The organism is Streptomyces sp. NPDC001373 (genome assembly GCF_042895815.1).
Classification (GTDB): Bacteria; Actinomycetota; Actinomycetes; order Streptomycetales; family Streptomycetaceae; genus Streptomyces.
The window spans coordinates 439,861-457,792 of record NZ_JBIAWQ010000005.1; the positions used below are offsets into that span (position 1 = coordinate 439,861).

13 protein-coding genes are annotated in these 17,932 nt (G+C 73.6%); 12 read left to right on the forward strand and 1 reads right to left on the reverse strand.

Annotation, left to right across the window (positions count from 1 at the left end; all coding sequences use genetic code 11):
• From ACFY15_RS15250 to ACFY15_RS15305, 12 genes are all read left to right on the forward strand, one after another.
• On the forward strand, positions 1-1,500 hold the full coding sequence (locus ACFY15_RS15250) for a phosphotransferase (RefSeq protein WP_390686938.1): 1,500 nt from the start codon (positions 1-3) through the stop codon (positions 1,498-1,500).
• A 12-nt stretch (positions 1,501-1,512) separates the two neighbouring features.
• Entirely contained in the window at positions 1,513-3,627 is a 2,115-nt protein-coding gene (locus tag ACFY15_RS15255) for a glycogen/starch synthase (protein WP_390686939.1), read from the forward strand.
• Positions 3,620-4,816 (forward strand): sugar phosphate nucleotidyltransferase, encoded by a 1,197-nt coding sequence (locus ACFY15_RS15260; RefSeq protein WP_390686940.1) that lies wholly within the window; start codon positions 3,620-3,622, stop codon positions 4,814-4,816. The genes ACFY15_RS15255 and ACFY15_RS15260 overlap by 8 nt, the downstream gene beginning before the upstream one ends.
• Complete coding sequence (locus ACFY15_RS15265; RefSeq protein WP_390686941.1) at positions 4,809-5,837, forward strand: ROK family protein; 1,029 nt, start codon at positions 4,809-4,811, stop codon at positions 5,835-5,837. Before ACFY15_RS15260 ends, ACFY15_RS15265 begins: the two co-directional genes overlap by 8 nt.
• On the forward strand, positions 5,834-6,781 hold the full coding sequence (locus tag ACFY15_RS15270) for an SDR family oxidoreductase (RefSeq protein ID WP_390686942.1): 948 nt from the start codon (positions 5,834-5,836) through the stop codon (positions 6,779-6,781). Before ACFY15_RS15265 ends, ACFY15_RS15270 begins: the two co-directional genes overlap by 4 nt.
• The gene (locus ACFY15_RS15275; RefSeq protein ID WP_390686943.1) at positions 6,778-7,386 is read left to right on the forward strand and encodes an NUDIX domain-containing protein; all 609 of its coding nucleotides are present in this window, start codon (positions 6,778-6,780) and stop codon (positions 7,384-7,386) included. Before ACFY15_RS15270 ends, ACFY15_RS15275 begins: the two co-directional genes overlap by 4 nt.
• The gene (locus tag ACFY15_RS15280) at positions 7,383-8,216 is read left to right on the forward strand and encodes an HAD family hydrolase (protein WP_390686944.1); all 834 of its coding nucleotides are present in this window, start codon (positions 7,383-7,385) and stop codon (positions 8,214-8,216) included. Before ACFY15_RS15275 ends, ACFY15_RS15280 begins: the two co-directional genes overlap by 4 nt.
• A 50-nt stretch (positions 8,217-8,266) precedes the next feature.
• Positions 8,267-10,426 carry a 4-alpha-glucanotransferase gene (gene malQ / locus ACFY15_RS15285; protein WP_390686945.1) on the forward strand — a complete coding sequence of 720 codons (2,160 nt, stop codon included), beginning with the start codon at positions 8,267-8,269 and terminating at the stop codon, positions 10,424-10,426.
• A 34-nt stretch (positions 10,427-10,460) separates the two neighbouring features.
• Positions 10,461-11,426 carry an adenosine kinase gene (locus tag ACFY15_RS15290; RefSeq protein WP_390686946.1) on the forward strand — a complete coding sequence of 322 codons (966 nt, stop codon included), beginning with the start codon at positions 10,461-10,463 and terminating at the stop codon, positions 11,424-11,426.
• Positions 11,423-12,955: a GMC family oxidoreductase gene (locus ACFY15_RS15295; RefSeq protein ID WP_390686947.1), complete on the forward strand. Its 1,533-nt coding sequence runs from the start codon at positions 11,423-11,425 to the stop codon at positions 12,953-12,955. Before ACFY15_RS15290 ends, ACFY15_RS15295 begins: the two co-directional genes overlap by 4 nt.
• On the forward strand, positions 12,952-13,932 hold the full coding sequence (locus ACFY15_RS15300; RefSeq protein WP_390686948.1) for an aldo/keto reductase family oxidoreductase: 981 nt from the start codon (positions 12,952-12,954) through the stop codon (positions 13,930-13,932). The genes ACFY15_RS15295 and ACFY15_RS15300 overlap by 4 nt, the downstream gene beginning before the upstream one ends.
• 78 nt (positions 13,933-14,010) lie before the next feature.
• Entirely contained in the window at positions 14,011-16,095 is a 2,085-nt protein-coding gene (locus ACFY15_RS15305) for a radical SAM protein (protein ID WP_390686949.1), read from the forward strand.
• A gap of 73 nt (positions 16,096-16,168) precedes the next feature.
• On the opposite strand, the gene ACFY15_RS15310 is transcribed toward ACFY15_RS15305, so the two are convergent.
• The gene (locus ACFY15_RS15310; protein ID WP_390686950.1) at positions 16,169-17,773 is read right to left on the reverse strand and encodes an ABC-F family ATP-binding cassette domain-containing protein; all 1,605 of its coding nucleotides are present in this window, start codon (positions 17,771-17,773) and stop codon (positions 16,169-16,171) included.
• Positions 17,774-17,932: the final 159 nt, after the last annotated feature.

Below are 17,932 nucleotides of genomic sequence, written 5' to 3' on the forward strand. Positions count from 1 at the left end.
TTGGACACCCTGCTGCTCGGCAGCCTTCCGCCCGCCACGGTCGAACTGTTGCGCGCCGCCCCCTGGATGGACGGGAGCAGCCGCCACACCGGCGGCTGGGAGCTCGTCGACCAGGCCACCCTCGGTGAGGTCCGGCTGCTGGTCGTCGGCATTCCGGAAACCGTCCCGCGAGCGGCCGCTCCCGAGCCCTCCCCGGGCACGGACACCGCCGCCCGCTGGTTCGTTCCCGTCCTCGACGCCGACCCCGGCCGCAGCGCCGAGGGCACCGCCGCCTTCCACCGGGCCGTGGTCAACGCCCTGCGCGACGGCCTGCGGGTGACCACCCGTCGTGGCAACGCCATCGAGTTCCGCGGCGAACCCGCCCCGTACCGGGCACAACTGCCCTTCGACGCCGGCTGGTGCTCCAACGCCCTCTCCCTGCTCGACCTCGGCGACACGCCCCACGCCCACAAGACCTACCGCCGGATCGGCGGCGGGACCCGCGAGCCCGAACTGCTGCGCCTGATGGCGGACAGCGGCCGCACGCAGCGGCCCGTCGGCGAGTACAGCTACGTGGACACCGCCACCGGCCGCCGGGAACCGCTCGGCGTGCTCTACCGCTACGCCGAGGGAGAGGGCCTGAACGTGCCCCTCCGGGCGGGCATCCGGGCCCTGTGGCCCCTGCTGCACGCGGGTGTCGCCCCCCGGGCCGCTGTCACCGGATCCCAGCAGGCCCTTGCCGTGCCCCTGCGTGCCGCCGGGCGGTTCCTGCGCGGCTTCCACCGGGACCTCGCCGACCGGCTCGGACCGTACCCCGACTTCCCCGCCGACCGCTTCCTCGAGGAGGCCGCCGGGAAGCTCGCCGCCCTCACCCCGCTGATCCTCGCCGACACCCGCATCCCGGTCGAGGTGCGCGAAGCGGCCGCCGGCGGGATGGCCCGGGCGCTGAACCGGATTGCCGGCCTGCCGCCGCAGCCGTGGCCGTCCGGCCCGTGCCACGGAGACCTGCACCTGTCCCATGTACTCCGTCATGAACTGCCGGACGGTGAATGGGAGTTCTGCGTCATCGACCTGTCCACGCCGCTCCTGGACCCGGCCGACCCCTCGACCGCTCAGTCGCCCTGGCAGGACATGGCCGCCCTCGTGCGAGGTCTGGAGATCTTCACCGCCGACGAGTTCGCCGACCACGCGGCCGACACCCTCGGCATGGACCCCGAGGACACCTGCCGCACGGCGCTCCTCCAAGCCGCGGGCGTCCGCCCCGACACCCCCGGCTGGACGCCGGAGAAGCTCGCCGGACTGGACCGCCTGCGCGCCGCCGCCCGCCTCTGGGCGGCCCGGACCGGCGACCTGCTCGCCGACGACGGCCCTGCCTTCTCCGGCCACCCCGCCATGCAGCTGTTCCGGCTGCGCCGCCTGATCCACGAACTCGACTACGCGTACGCCCACGACCGCGCCTACCACGCGGCGATCAACCTGCGGCACGCCGTCGAGGCCAGCGGCCTCCCGGCCGCCCGGTGAGGACCGACATCCGTGCACATCATCGAGACCTACTTCGAGTGCGGGGGCTTTGACCACCGCTTCCTCCAGGGCGGCATATCCGTCTACCTCTGGAACCTCTCCAAGGCCCTCGCCGACCAGGGCCACCGCGTCTCCGTCGTCACCCCCGCCCACGGCCGCCTCGACGAACTGCGCGGCTCGTACGAACTGGAACGGCTCGACTACGAGGACAGCTACGAACTGCCCCTCGTCCTCGACCCGCACACCTGGGGCGAACGCTTCCCCGCCGAGGTCCGCGTCCCGTTGACCACCACCGCCCACCGGCTCCGCCTGGACGGTGTCGACCTCTACTTCCTGTCCAACCAGCTGCTCGACGAACTGCCCGACCGGTTCTACCCGCCCTATGACAGCAAGGGCCGGGACCTGGTCTTCTTCAAGCCGCTCGCCTACCAGGTGGACACCATCCGCTTCGTGCGCGACCGGTTCGGCGGCGAGGAGGCCGTGCTCCACGCCCACGAACCCTATTACCACTACCTGATGCCGGCGGCCTTCCGGAACGACCCGGCCAAGCACGTGGTCGGGACCGTCCAGAGCAACATGCCGATCACCAAGAAGGTCTACCGGCCGAAAGTCGAACGGCTCCTGGAGTTCCTCGGCACCCCGCTCGCCCTGCCCGCCGAGGACGAGGCCCCAGGCCGCCCCCGCACGGAGCACGAGACGGTTCTGAGCGCCTACCAGCAGCGCACCCACCTGCACTACGAGTACGGGCCCGGGCACGTCCGCATCTACGACCTGGTCGCCGATCACGCGGACCTGGTCGACTTCCTCTCGCCCGGACACCTCGAGTTCTACACCGACTTCGCCGACACCCCCTTCGAACAGCTCTTCGCTCGGCTGCCGGTCCGCGACACCGTGCGCCGCAACGCCCACAAGAGCTTCGTCGGCGGCTGCGCCATCGGCGCCGGCTGGACCGCACCGGAGCGGCCGGCCGTCGACCGCGCATCCGTCCTCGCCGGTCTCGGCCTCGATCCCGCCCTGCCCACCTTCTTCCACAACGCCCGCTACGCCGTGAACCACAAGGGCCAGGCCGAACTCTTCCGGGCGGTCGACCGGGTCCTGGGCGAGGGACTGGCGGCCAACTTCATCCTCCGCTGTCTCAGCGACGGCGGCATCGACGATCCCCGCGTGCACGAGGTCGTCGAACGCCACAAGGGCCGCGTCCACCTGGAGTGCGAACGCGTCGACGAGCAGCGGATCATCGAGTACGCCGCCTCCTCGGACTACTGCCTCTTCCCGTCCAAGTTCGAGATGGACACCTTCCTGATCGCCCAGGGCGAGGCGATGGCGGTCGGCGCCGTTCCGATCGCCACCGCCCAGCTGGGCATGTCCCACTTCGGGCACGTGGCCGACCCGCTGGACGGCCCCGACGCCGCGCGGGCCACCGGCTTCGCGGTCAACCGGTCCTTCGCCGAGGACGACGTCCTCCTGGCCGAAGCGTTCGCCGACCGCATCCACCAGGCCGCCGCCCTGCTGCGCGAACGCCCCGAGGAGTACCGCCGGCTGCGGACCAACGCCATGGCCACCGCGCGCCGGTTCACCTGGGAGCGCACCGCCCGCCTCCACCTGGAGGCCTTCACCGCTCTCCTGGAGGGCGCACGGCCCGCGCACAGCGTCGAACTGCTGCTGCGGCACGGATGGTTCGACCTGCTGCCCGACGAGGCGTACGAGAGCCACCGCGACGCGATCGCCGGCGCCGCCGCCCGGCTCGGTGACGCCCCGGCATACCGGCGGAGCCGCCCGCTGGACGCGCCCGCGGCCCGCGCCCTGTTCGACGCGGCCTGGCGGCGCGCCGACTTCGCCCGCTGCGCGGGCGCCGCCGGCGGCGACCCGGAGCTGCACGCCCTCCTCGAAGGCCGCTGCACGGTCGGCGACGGCCGGATCGTCTACCGCCTGCCGCACGCGGAACGCGTGGAACTGGTCGGCCTCGCCCCTCCCGGCCCCGGCCGCAGGGACGTGACCGTCCGCCGTCTCGAGCGGACCGGACCGGGCGAGTTCACCGGGGAGGAACCCCGGACCGCGGGGGAGCTCCACCTGCTGCTCACCCTGTCCTCCGGCCGCTCCACCTGGGACGTGGTGCGCCATGGCTGAGGGAGTGCGCGCCGCCCTGCTGGCGGGGGGCGAGGGCCGCAGGATGGGCCGGCTCAGCCAGGGCCGGCTCAAGCCGCTGGTGCCCTTCGGCGGTTCCTGCCGGCTGATCGACTTCTCGCTGGCCAACGCCGAGGCATCCGGTCTGGGCGAGGTGCTGCTGCTCTCCCAGCACGAGGAGCGGCAACTGATGGACGACCTGTACCGCACCTGGTGGCGGCCGGGCTTCCGGGTCCACTTCGGGCCGAACGACCGGGCGTACCGCGAGGGTGCCGGCCGGTGCCTCCCGGCCCCGCAGGGCCCGCCGGAGCGCGGCACGGCCGACGCCCTGATCCGCAAGGCGCCGTACCTCTTCGGACCCGGCACGTCCGAGGTCCTGCTGCTCCACGCCGACCACGTCTACCGCTTCGACTACGGTCCGCTGATCACCGCCCACCGCCGCTCCGGCGCGGCGCTGACCCTTGCCTACCAGCGGATCGACCGGCGGTACGTCCACCTCTTCGGCATGGTCGACTTCGACGGCCAAGGCCGGCTCACGGCGTTCGTGGAGAAGCCCGCCGAGCCCACCAGCGACCTCGTCTTCGCCGCCTTCTGCGTCTTCGACGCGGCCCGCCTGCACCACTACCTGGAAAGACTGGACGGCACCGACTGGCAGCACGACATCAGCCGGGACGTCATCCCCGCCATGCTCGCGGGCGGCGAGCACATCCTCGGCCACGAGGTCCCCGGCCACTGGGAGGACATCGGGACGGTCGACCGGTACCACCGGGCCCACCTGGCGCTGCTGGAGGAGGGGGCGGCCCTGACCCCCGACATGCTGCCCCGGACGGTGCAGCCGCAGGTGCGGCGCGGGATCGTCACCGCCGCCCCCGGGACCGACCGCAGCCTGGTTCCCGCCGACCTCGTCAACCTCGGCCGGATCGAGCGCAGCGTCGTCTTCCCCGGCGTCCGCGTCGGCGCGGGGGCGCACGTGCGCCGGAGCGTGCTGCTGCCGGGCGCACACGTGCCCGCCGGGGCCGAGGTCGACTCGGCGATCGTGCTGGAGGACGGCACCGTGCAGCAGGTGGGGACCCCCGACGCCCGCGCAGCCCTGGAGCTCCCGGGAACCCGGTGCGACACCTCGACGGAACGGGCGCCCACCGGGGCCGGACAGCCCGATACGACCGGACCGACCGGAGGACCACGTGTCTGAACGCGCCTTCACCGTCGTCGACGTGGGCGGCACCGTGCTGCGGATCGCCCGCTACTGCGCCGGGACGGACACGGTCTCCGACGTCCGCCGCATGCCCACGGACGGCATGGCCCGCCGGCCGGGGGCGTCCGTGGCCGTCCTGCAGTCCGGCGTCGTCGACCAGCTGACGTCCGTCGCCGCCGAGGCCGTCGCACGGCACGGCAGCGACGCGCTCGCCGTCGCCTTCGCCGGACCGGTGACCGCCGACGGCCGCGTGGTGGCCGCGCCCACCGTCTGGGGCGAGCTCGGCGCACCCCTGCCCCTCCGCCTCCTGCTGGAGGAACGCCTCGGGATCCCCGTGATCCTGGTCAACGACCTGACGGCCGCCGTGTGGCGTTACGTCAACGGACCGGACGAGCAGCCGTTCTGCCTGATCACGGTGAGCTCCGGGATCGGCAGCAAGGTCTACCGGGCGGGTGAGGTGCTCCTCGACGCCGAGGGCCACGGCGGCGAACTGGGCCACTGGACCTGCGACCCCTCGCCGCAAGCGCCCCTGTGCGACTGCGGAGCACGCGGCCACCTCGGCGGGATCGCCTCGGGCCGGGGCGTGCTCGCCGCGGCCCGCCGCGCCGCGCTCGCCGACCCGCAGGGCTACGCCCGTTCGGCGCTCGCCGAGGCCGCACCCCACTCCGAACAGCTCGAGAACACGGCGCTGGCCGCCGCCGTGCGCACCGGGGACTCCTTCGCGACGGCGGTGCTGCGCGGCGGTCTGGCCCACCTGGCCTTGGCCATCACCTCGGTGTTCACCTCGATCGGGGTACGGCGCTACATCCTGATGGGTGGTTTCGCGCTGGCCGTCGGGCCTCGCTACGTGCAGTTGCTCACCGAGGAGCTGGAGCGACTGGGCTGCTTCGGGCTGGACACGGTGGAGATCCGGCGGATGGTCGAACTCGGAGCACCGGACGACGACCACGGGCTCATCGGCGCCGGACGCCTGCTCGCCACCCGGGACGCCGAGCGCAGGGCGGTGACGCCGGTATGACCCGAATCACGGGCACGAGCACGGGCACGGGCACGAGCGCGGGCGCGCCGGCGCCCGGCTCGACCACCCTGGTCGTCGGCAGCGGCTTCGTGGGCCGGGCCGTCGCGGCCCGGCTGACCACCCGCGGCGACACCGCTGTCCTGGCCTCCCGCCGCCCGCCCGCGCAGCGGTCCGGGCCCTGGGTCCGCCTGGACGCCACCGACGCGGCCGCCTGTGCCCGCGTCGTCGAGGAGGTCAGGCCCGACCGGCTGGTCCTGGTGCACGGCCCGTCCGACGTGACCTGGTGCGAGACGGACCCCGAGCGCGCGGCCGAACTGCACACCGCGGCGGCGGCCAACCTCACCGCGGCCGCGCCCGGCCGCCGTACCGTCCTGATCTCCACCGACAACGTCTTCGACGGCACCTCCCCGGCCAACGACGAATCCGCCGCCACGGCCCCCGCGAACGCCTACGGCCGGGCGAAACGCGCCGCCGAGCGGATCGTGTCGCAAGCCAGCGACACGACCGTGCTGCGGGTCAGCCTGGTCTACGGCTGGGAGCCCGCGGACTCCGCCACCTGGCTGAACTTCTTCGCCGCCTGCGCCCACCGGCTGCGCGGCGGAGAGCAGGTGGAGGCCCCCGAGGACCAGTGGACCACCCCGGTCCTGGTCGACGACGTCGCCGCCGTCACCGCCGCCGCCCTGGCCCCGGGCACACCCGGCCTGCTCCACCTCGGCGGCCCCGACCGCGTGTCCCGGGCCGCATGGGCCGAGGCCGTCGCCGATGGCCTCGGCGTGCCGCGTTCCCGGGTCGTCCGGGTGCCCAAGGCCCACGGCCGGTACGCCAGCCGGCCCGCGTACACCTGCCTGACCAGCACCCTGCTGGACGACTTCCTGCGCCGGCACGGGCTGCGGGTGCGCGGGGTCGCCGACGGGATCCGCGTCCTCCTGGAGGCTGCCCCGTGATCCGTACCGTCCGTTCCCGCGAGGTCTACCGCAACCCCTGGATGACCGTCCGTGAGGACGACGTCCGCCGCCCCGACGGCACTCCCGCCGTGTACGGCGTCGTCGACAAACCGGACTACGCGCTGGTGATCCCCCGTCAGGACAATGGCGCCGTGCACCTGGTCGAGCAGTACCGTTATCCGGTGGGCGGCCGCTACTGGGAGTTCCCGCAGGGCTCCTGGCCCGAGGGGCACGACGGTGCGGCCCTGGTCGACCTGGCCGGCGCCGAACTGCGCGAGGAGACCGGGCTGCGGGCCACCCGGATGACCTACCTCGGCCTCGTGCACGTCGCCTACGGCTACGCGTCACAGGGCTGCCACGTCTTCCTCGCCGAGGGGCTGATCCAGGGAGAGCCCGAACGCGAGGCCAGCGAGGCGGACATGCGTCAGCGGTCGGCCGACCCGGAACAGTGGCGCGAGCTCGTCCGCGCCGGCCGGATCACGGACGCCGCCACCCTGGCCGCCCACACCCTGCTGACCCTGCACGAGGAGACGCCGAACGGGAGCGCCGGCGGCGGGGCACGGCACGGCAGGACCGGCCGCCCGTGCGGGGAGGCCGGGCGATGACCCCCGTCCCGTACCGCCGCCCGCCCCGCTTCCGGGTCGTCGCCACCGACCTGGACGGCACGCTGCTCCGCGGCGACCTCAAGGTCTCCCCGCGCACCCGTACGGCCCTGGCCCGGGCCACGGAGCTCGGCGCCCGCCACCTGGTGGTCACGGGCCGCCCGGCCGCCGGCTGCCGCAGCCTGCTGGAGCCCCTGGGCTACCGGGGCCTCGCGGTGTGCGGCCAGGGTGCCCAGCTGTACGACGTGGGCGCGGACCGGCTGCTCTCCTCGGCGACCCTGGACCGGCCCACCGCCAGGGAGTCGGTCGCACGCATCTCCGACGTGGCGGGACCGCTGGAACTCGGCGTGGTCACCGCGGGCCTGTCCGGGGAGTTCCTGGTCACCCCCGGCTTCGGGGAGCGCGTCCGGCACGGCTGGCGGCTCGTCGAGGACCCGGCCGGTCTGTGGACCCGCCCCGTGGAGAAGGTGCTGATCCGCAGCCGGCGCATGGACGACGACACCCTCGCCGCGCTGGCGGACCGGGTCTGCGCGGGCCGGATCACCGTGACCCACTCCGGGGAAGACATGATCGAACTGCTGCCCGCCGGGGTCAGCAAGGCCACCGGCCTGGCCGCGGCCGCCCGGACACTGGGCTTCAGCGCCGCCGACACCATCGCCTTCGGCGACATGCCCAACGACCTTCCGATGCTGGCATGGGCGGCCCACGGCGTCGCCATGGGCAACGCCCACGAAGAACTCCGGCGCCGCGCCGACGAGATCGCCCCGACCAACGAGGAGGACGGCGTAGCGGTCGTCCTGGAGCGGCTGTTCCCGCCCGCACGCCCGGCGTGACCCGCCTCGACCCGCCCCTGACCGCCCACCCCTCAGTGAGAGCCGCCCCCATGCCCCCCGTCCGTGGCCACCACACCCCACGAGGCTCCCGAGCCGGACACGACCTGGCCGACCTGGCCCGCCTCCACGGCGTCGCCACCCACTACACCACCGATCTCGGCCGCCGGGCCGACATCTCCCCGGACACCCTGCGGGCCGTGCTCGGCGCACTGGACGTCGACACGAGCACTCCCGGCGGCATCCGCGACGCCGTGACCGAACGCAGGCGGGCCCTGGCGGCGCACCTGCTGCCGCCCTGTGTGGTGGTGCGCGCCGGGCGGCCCCCGCGGACCCCGGTCGCCCCGCCCGGCTCCGAACTGTGGGCGGAGACGGAGGACGGCCGCCGCCACCGCGTCAGCGCCCACGGCGCGGAACTGGCCGCGCTTCCGGTCGGCCGCCACGTCCTGCACGCGCTGCGCGGCACGTGCGCGGAGACGGTACCGCTGCTGGTCGCACCCGAGCGCCTGAAGGGGCCCGACCGGCGCGGCTGGGGATTCCTGGTGCAGTTGTACTCGGTGCTCTCCCGGCGCTCCTGGGGCCTGGGCGACCTCGGCGACCTGGTCGAACTCGTCCGCTGGGCCGGTGCTCTGGGCGCCGGCTTCGTCCTGCTCAACCCGCTGCACGGGTACGTGCCCGGACCGCTGCCCGACCCCTCCCCCTACCGTCCCGGCACCCGCCGCCATCCCGATCCGATGAACCTGAGGATCGAGGCCCTCCCCGAGTTCGCCGCCCTGTCGCCCGAGGACGGGGAGCGCGCCGCCCGACTGCTCGAGCACGCGAGGGAGCTGAACGAGGGCGTACTCGAAGGCGGACACATCGACCGGGAGGCCGTTCGCGCACTGAAGCTGTCGGCTCTGGAACTGGTGCACCGCACCCCGCTCGCCCCTGCCCGCCGGGACGCGTACCGCCGCTACGCCGACGCCGGGGGCCAAGGGCTCGCGGACTACGCCCTGTGGTGCGCGCTCGCCGAGGTGCACGGCCCCCGCTGGCGTTCCTGGCCGGCGGGGCTGCGCAGCCCCGCCGGAGCCGGAATCGAGGCCGCCCGTGCCACGCTCGCCGACCGCGTCGAGTTCCACCGCAGACTCGCCTGGCTGGTCGACGAGCAGCTCGCGCAGGCGCAGCACGCCGCGCGCGGGGCGGGAATGGCGATCGGGCTGATGCACGACCTCGCGGTGGGCGTCGACCCGGAGGGCGCGGACGCCTGGCAGTTCGGGCCGTACCTGGCCCGGGGAGTGACGGTCGGCTGCCCGCCCGACGACTTCAACCGGAGCGGCCAGGACTGGGGGCTGCCGCCCTGGCGCCCCGACACCCTCGCGGAGGCCGGGTACGCCCCCTTCGCCGAGGTGCTGCGCGGCACCCTGTGCCGTTCGGGCGCGCTTCGCCTGGACCACATCATGGGACTGTTCCGGCTCTGGTGGATCCCCGAGGGCGCACCTGCGGGGGAGGGCACGTACGTCCGTTACGACCACGAGGCGCTGCTCGGTGTGCTCGCCCTGGAGGCGCACCGGGCCGGCAGCATCGTCATCGGCGAGGACCTCGGCACCGTGGAGCACGGGGTGCGCGAGGAACTGGCCGACCGCGGCATCCTGGGCACCTCGGTGCTCCGGTTCGAGTACCTCGGCGGCTCGGAACAGCGCTCGGGCCCGCTGCCGCCCGAGCACTGGCGCGCCGACTGCCTGGCCACCCTCACCACCCACGACCTGCCCAGCACGGCGGCCTGGCTGGACGGCGACCACATCCGGCTCCAGGACCGCCTGGGGATGCTCACCCAGCCGGTGGCGCAGGCCCGGGCCGCGGCCGCGGCCGAACGCGACGGCTGGCTGGCCGAACTGCGCAGAACCGGCGTTCTCGGCCCCGAGGACGAGACCGACGGGGACGAGGCCGACGGGGACACCCGTCCCGATGCGGGAGAGGACGGCGTCCCGAGCCGGGAGGTCCTGGCCCTGCACGGTTTCCTCGCCCGGACACCCGCGAAGCTGTTGGGCGTGTGGCTGCCCGACACTGTCGGGGACCGCCGCCCGCAGAACCTCCCCGGCACGACCGACGAGTACCCCAATTGGCGACTGCCCGTGGCCGGACCGGAGGGGAGTCCGCTCACCCTGGAGGACCTGTGCGCGCACCCGGGTCCGCGAGCGGTCGCCGAGGTCTACCGCGACCTGCCCTTCCTTTGATCCACCTTCCCGACCGAGAGGAACGACCAGAACCATGAACACCGAGACCGATGTCCTCGTCCTGGGCGGCTCCGGCGTGGACACCATCGTCCACGTCCCCGAGCTGCCGCTCCCGTACGCAGACAGCTACATGATCCGGCCCGGCATCGAGACCCGAGCGGGACAGAGCGGGGACTTCGTCGCACTGGGGGTGAACGCGCTGGGCCTGCGCACCCACCACCTCGACATGATCGGTGAGGACCACGAGGGCGATCTGGTCCGCGCACTCCACCGCGACCGGGGCATCCCCCTCACCGAGGTGCCGCTGCCCGGCGGCACCAAGCGCGCGGTCAACCTGGTCGGACCCGACGGACGACGGCTGTCCCTGTACGACGACAGCCGTGCGCACGAGTCGGACCGGCTGCCCGAGGACACGGTGCGCGCCCTGGCCGCCGTCAGCCGGCACGCCCACGTCGTCATCACCCATCCGTGCGCGCTCGCGCTGCCCGTGCTGCGGCAGTCCGGGCTGACCATCTCCACCGACCTGCACGACTGGGACGGGGCCAACCCCTACCACGAGCCCTTCGCCCTGGCGGCGGACCTCGTCTTCCTGTCCACCACGGCCCTGGACGACCCCGAGCGCACCATGCGTGACATCGCGCGGCGCGGCCGGGCCCGGGTGGTCGTGGCCACGGCCGGAGCCGAGGGCGCCCACCTGCTGGCCGACGGCGAACTGACGCATGCCCCCGCCGTCCCGCCGCCGGCCCCCGTGGTGGACTCCAACGGCGCGGGCGACGCCTTCGCCTCCGGGTTCCTGCTCGGCTGGCTGAACGGCGAGGACCCCCGTCGGTGTGCTCTGTACGGGGCGGTCGCCGGGGCGTACGCCTGTACCGTGCCGTCGACGCGTACGGACTCCATCGGGAAGGCTGGACTCCTCGCCGAAGTGGCGAAGCTGGAGGGACGGTCCGTGTCCGAGGAGGCCGTGACCGCGGGTGCGGATGTGGCCGGTGACCTCACATGACGCGTACGATGAGCGGCTCGTCCGCCTCCCGTGCCGCGTCCCCGGCCGGATACGACGTCGTGATCCTCGGCGGGGGAGTGGCCGGCTGCGTGCTGGCCTCCCGGCTCAGCGAGGACTCCGGCCGGACGGTCTGCCTGGTGGAGGCCGGACCGGACTACGGCCCCGACCGGCAGGCGTGGCCGGGCACGCTGCTCGACGCTCGGGCCCTGCCGCGCGACGACGTCTGGGAGCGCCACACGGACGTGCACCGCATCCGCGCCCGCGTCCTGGGCGGCTCCTCGTGCGTCAACGGCTGCTGGCACACCTGGGGTTCGGCGGCCGACCATCGGGAATGGGCGGACGCGGGCGGCCCACGGTGGTCGGCCGGAGCCATGGACCCGTACCGGCTGCGGGCCATCGAGCAGATGCGGCTGCGGACGGTACCGGACCGGGAACTTTCCGTCTGGGCCCGGGCCGCCCTGGCGGGGGCACGCGAACTCGGCTACACCGACGTCGACATGGCCGCCGCGGGCGGACCCGGCTGCGGCACCCCGCTGATCAACGCGCTGGACGGCCTCCGCTGGAACGCGGCCTTCGCCTACCTCGAACACGCCCGGTCCCGGCCCAACCTGACGATCCTGGGCCGTGCCACCGCGGACCGGCTGACCATGCGCGACGGGCGGGTCCGGGGCGCCGAGGTGCTCGTGGACGGGAGGCGCGAGACCCTGGAGGCGGACACGTTCCTGGTCGCCTGCGGCGCCTTCGGCTCGCCCGCGCTGCTGCTGCGCAGCGGCATCGGGCCCGCCGGCCACGTGCGCGAGGCCGGGATCCGGCCCGCGGTCGATCTGCCCGGCGTGGGCGCGAACCTGGTCGACCAGCCCGGTGTCTTCGTACCGCTGGCCCCGACGGCCGAGCTGAACGCCGCCCTGGCGGCGAAGGAGGAGGCGGGCGAGCTGTACGTCAGCCGGATGCTGATCAGGGCGGCCAGCAAGGTCTGTCCCGAGGGATCCTGGGACCTGCACCTCCTGCCCTCCGCGGGCGACCCGCTGTTCGGCACGCTGCCGCCCGGGGAGTACGAGGCGGGTATCTCCGCCTTCCTGATGAAACCCCGCTCACGGGGCCGGGTGCGGTTGCGCTCGGCCGACCCCCACGCCCCCCTGGACATCGACCCGGCGTTCCTCACCGACCCGGCCGGCCACGACATCGCCGCGCTCCGCTCGGGCCTGGGGCTCGTCGAGCGGCTCGCCGCGACCGCGGAGTTCAAACCCCTGGCCGGCCCCCTCGAGGGCCGCCCCCCGCACGACCTGCCGGACGAGGAGCTGCGCGCCCGGCTCGGCACGTACTGGCACCCGGTGGGCACCTGCGCGATGGGACGTCACGACGACCCGGCGGCCGTCGTCGACGGCGAGGGCAGGGTGCGGGGCGTGGACAACCTGCGGGTGGCCGACGCCTCCGTCCTGCCCACCGTTCCCGCGGCGAACACCCAGCTCCCGGTGCTCGCCCTCGCCGAACTGCTCGCCGACGCCGTGAAGGAGGCCGAAGGACGATGACCGACCCGACCGGAACTGAGAAGACACGGAGGACCCCGGACACGCGGCAGGGCCGCCGGGGCCGGCTGGTGTACGGCTGCATGGGCCTGGGCGGCGGATGGGACCGGACCCCGTACACCGCCCACGACATCGCCCGCGCCGAGGCCGCGGTCGAGGCCGCGCTGGAGGCGGGGATCACCCGCTTCGACCACGCGGACATATACCGGTTCGGCAAGTCCGAGGCTGTCTTCGGCGAGGTGCTGTCCCGTGCACCCGGGCTTCGCGACCGCGTCGAGCTGCAGACCAAGTGCGGCATCCGGCTCGCCGAGGGCGACCGGCCCGGCCTGTACGACCTCCGCGGCGAGAGCATCCTGCGGTGCGTGGAGGAGAGTCTGACCCGGCTGCGTACCGACGTGATCGACACCCTGCTCCTGCACCGCCCCGATCCGCTCGCCGATCCCGACGAGATCGCGGGTGCCCTGCACCGGCTGCACCGGCAGGGCCTGGTGAGACGGTTCGGCGTCTCCAACATGAGCGCCGCGCAGATCGTCCGTCTGCAGGCCCGTCTCGACCACGACCTGACGGTCAACCAGCTGGAGATGAGCCTGGCCCGGCGGGACTGGGTCGAGGCCGGGGTGCTGGTGAACACCCCGGCCCGGGCCGGGACCGCCTTCCCGGAGGGCACGCTGGAACACTGCGTCGACCACGGCATCGAGCTCCAGGCATGGGGAGCCCTGGCCAACGGCCGCTATACCGGCGCCGTGCCGTCCCCGGCAGCGGAGCTGGTCAAGGAGCTCGCCCGGCGCAAGGACACCACCCCGGAGACGGTCCTGCTGTGGTGGCTCCAGCACCACCCGGCGGGCATCACCCCGGTTCTCGGCACCAGCCGGCCCGAGCGGATCCGCGCCTGCCGGGACGCGGCGACGCGCGACTGCGCCCTGACCCACGAGGAGTGGTACGAGCTGTGGATCGCCGCCCGGGGCGTCCCGCTGCCCTGACCCGCGCCCCCTCCCACCGGTCCCGGGACGACCAGACCTGCTCGACCCCGCCGTACACACAGACGGAGAACGAACACAGTGACCGCGATTACCCCGCGCACGACCACCACCCCGCGCGGCACCCTGCAGTCCGCCCGCTTCTACATCACCTTCCGCTGCAACTCGCTCTGTGGGTATTGCAACGTCTGGCAGGACGACAAGTTCAAGGGGTACGAGGAGCTCACCCTGGAGCGGGCCTGCCGGATCCTGGACGAGCTGTACGGACTCGGCGTCCGCTACGTCGACTTCACGGGCGGCGAGCCGGTGCTGCACCCGCACATCGACGGGATCGTCCAGTACGCGAAGTCCCTCGGCATGACGGTCGAGATCACCAGCAACGGCATCCGGTTCGCCCGGCACATCGACGCGATCGTGCCCTACGTCGACACCATGAACGTCTCGCTGGACACGCTCAGCCCCGAGCGCTACCGGCAGATCCGCGGGGTCCCCACGCTGGACCGCGCCCTGGACGTGATCCGGCGGATCGCGGCCACCGGCTCCGGAAACCTGAAGCTGATCTGCGTCGTCACCCGGGAGAACGTGGACGAGATACCGGAGCTGCTGCGCTTCGCCCACGAGAACCGGATCACCATCTACTTCTCCGGGATGTTCGAGTACTTCGACGAGCAGGATACCGTCCGTGACGTGCAGCGGACCGCCCGCAAGCTCAAGCTGATCGAGCAGAACGGCAAGCCCCTCGCCGACGTCGCCGCCGCACGGGCGGACCGGATGGACCTGTCGGAGCCGACCGGCGGACCGATCGCCGCCGAGCTGATGCGGCTGCTCCACCAGCCGTTCGCACTGATCAACCTGCACTTCCGCAAGTACATGGAGAACCTGGACCCCCTCGCGCCCACCGCGTGCTTCGCCAACAAGCGCATCCTCACCGTCGGCCCGGACGGGCGCCTGGTCCTGCCCTGCTACCACGCGTTCGACAACTCGGTGCCGTGGGACCGCCCCCTGCGCGAACTGGTGCAGGACGAGGAGTTCCTGCGCGTGCGCGACGAGGAGGTCGGCCAGCGCCCGGAGTGCCGCAGTTGCACCGTCTTCCCCTACATCGGGCTCTCGTTCAGCTACCGGTTCGACAAGATCTTCCTCTACCAGGCGCTGTCGGAGGAGATCGCCAAGATCAAGGTCCGGTTCGCCGACCCGCTCCACCCGGGCCTCGACATCCCGTTCGAGGAACTCCGGCAGCAGTACGCGCAGGTGGAGTGTCTGATCGACAGCGCACTCCCCACCCCGTCGGCGCCCCGCACCTCCGACCACCTCTACCGCTATGAGACCACCGCGACGGGCCTGCGCACCGACTTCGTCGCCGGGGAGGTGAGCCTTGCCGAGGTGCTGGGCGACCACGCGCACGGCGAGTGCTGGGGAATCCAGCGTTCCCCGCACACCTGGATGAGGCTCGTCTACCGGGACCTCGTCCCCGCGCTCAAGGCCCTCACCGAGGAGGGGCTGCTCGCCCAGGACGCCTACGGGGCCACGGTCGCCGAGCTGTACGCCGTGCAGCTGGCCTGGTGGCAGGGGTACCTGGCGCGCTACTACCGTGGCGGCGAGCAGGCCGATGCCGCCGGACCCGAGAAGGTGCTGACACGCTTCCTGGAGCGCACGGCGGCCCTGCTGCCCGACGTACCGGGCGCCGTGCGCGTCCGCGAGGTGCTGTTGCACGCCGGCTGCGTCCTCGGCCTGGCGCCCGAGACGCTCGCCCCGCTCGCGGTGAGCACCCCCTTCCCGGAGGACGGGCTCATCGCCAAGCACCTGCTGCTCGCGGCGGACGACGCCGATCTGCCTCGGTATGCGGACCTGCTCCCGGACCGGGCCGCCGAACCGCTGCGCGGCTCGGCCGGGGCCCGCGACGGGGACACCGGCCCGTACGCCCCGCTGGACGCCGAGACCGCGCGACTCCTCGGTTACGAGAGCGACGAGCGGGACGGGAATCGGGAGGGCGGGGTTGATGATGCGACCGTGGGACGGCTGCTCGCGGCCCTGGCCGTGCTCGATCCACAGCAGCGCACGGCCGTGGCCGAGCGCCTGCTCTCCCACGAGTTGAGTGCTCCGCGGGTCCTGCGCCGCCGGGGAGGACCGCTGAGGGCCCGCCGTGCGCCTGGCCGGACGGGGCCCTGAGGGGAGCGGGATCCGCGTCCCCCGGCGCCGCCTGCGCGGCAGTGCCGGGGGACGCCGGGCGACCGACCGTGTGTCAGGCGAGGGCGACCAGGTCCAGGTAGTCCTCGTTCCACAGGTCCTCGCTGGCGTCCGGCAGCAGCAGGACCCGGTCCGGGCGCAGGGCCTTGATGGCACCCTCGTCATGGGTGACCATCACGATGGCGCCCGGGTAGGTGCCCACCGCTTCCAGGACCTCATGGCGGGACGCCGGGTCGAGGTTGTTGGTCGGCTCGTCCAGCAGGAGCACGTTCGCACCGGAGTGGACCAACGTGGCCAGCGCCAGCCGGGTCTTCTCGCCTCCTGAGAGCACCCCGGCCGGTTTGTCGGCGTCCTCCCCCGTGAACAGGAACGCGCCGAGCACGCGCCGTACCTCGCCGTCGCTCAGATGCGGCGCGGCGGACGCGAGGTTCTCCCGGACCGTCCGGGCGGAGTCCAGGGTCTCGTGCTCCTGGGCGAAGTAGCCGAGCCGCAGCCCGTGCCCGCGCACCACTCGGCCGCCGTCGGGCGTCTCCCGGCCGGCGAGCAGGCGCAACAGGGTGGTCTTTCCAGCACCGTTGAGGCCGAGGACCACCAGCCGACTGCCCCGGTCGACGGCGAGGTCCACACCGCTGAGCACCGCCCGGCCGTCGAACGACTTGGCCAGGCTCACGGCCCCGAGCGGCATCCGGCCGCAGGGGGCGGGCTCGGGCAGGCTGATCCGCGCCACCTTCTCCGCCCGCCGGGCGGGTTCGAGGCCGGCCAGCATCCGGTCGGCGCGGCGGGCCATGTTCCGGGCGGCGGTGGCCGTGGCCACCCGGGCCCGCATCTTGTCGGCCTGGGCGTGCAGGGAGGCCGCCTTGCGTTCGGCGTTGGCCCGTTCGCGGGCGCGCCGCCGGTCGTCAGCATCCCGTTGGGTCAGGTAGGCGGCCCAGCCGGTGTTGTGCACGTCGATGGTGGCGCGCTGCGGGTCGAGGTGGAAGACCCGGTTGACGGTGTCGGCGATCAGTCCGGTGTCGTGGCTGATCAGGATCAGCCCGCCGCCGTGGCCGGCCAGGAAGGTGCGCAGCCAGGCGATGGAGTCGGCGTCGAGGTGGTTCGTGGGCTCGTCCAGCAGCAGCGTGCGGTCGCCGCCCGCGAACAGGATCCGGGCCAGCTCCACCCGTCGTCGCTGACCTCCGGAAAGCTCGCCGACCGGCTTCGCCATGACACGGTTCGGCAGCCCGAGCCCGGCGGCGATGCGGGCGGCCTCGGTCTCCGCCGCGTAGCCGCCGCCGGTCTGGAACGCCGCCTCCGCGCGGACGTAGGCGTTCATCGCCCGCGCGCGGCCGGCATCGTCCGCGGCCTGCGCCATGGCGGCCTCCGCGGCACGCAGGGCCCGGACCGCCTGGTCGAGCCCGCGGGAGGAGAGGATCCGGTGGGTGACGGTGACCGTGGGATCCGCCGCGCGGGAATCCTGGGGCAGGTAACCGACGGGTGCCGTACGGGAGATCGTTCCCACGGCGGGACGGGCCTGCCCGGCGAGGGCGTTCAAGAGGGTCGTCTTGCCCGCACCGTTACGGCCGACCAGGCCGATCCGGTCGCCGGCCGAGACGGTGAAGGAGATGTCGGACAGCAGCAGACGGGCGCCGACGCGCAGGCCGACACCGTTAACAGTGATCATTTGATGACGCTCCGGGTAGCAAATGGACACACTTCTGGCGTGGAAGCGGGTCCGTGAGCTAGGAGATCCGGGGCGTGGACATGGCCCCAGGGTATCGGCCGGCCCCGTCCGACGCACTGCCGTTATGGCCGCGCGCCGGGTACCGGCGGGCGCGGCAAA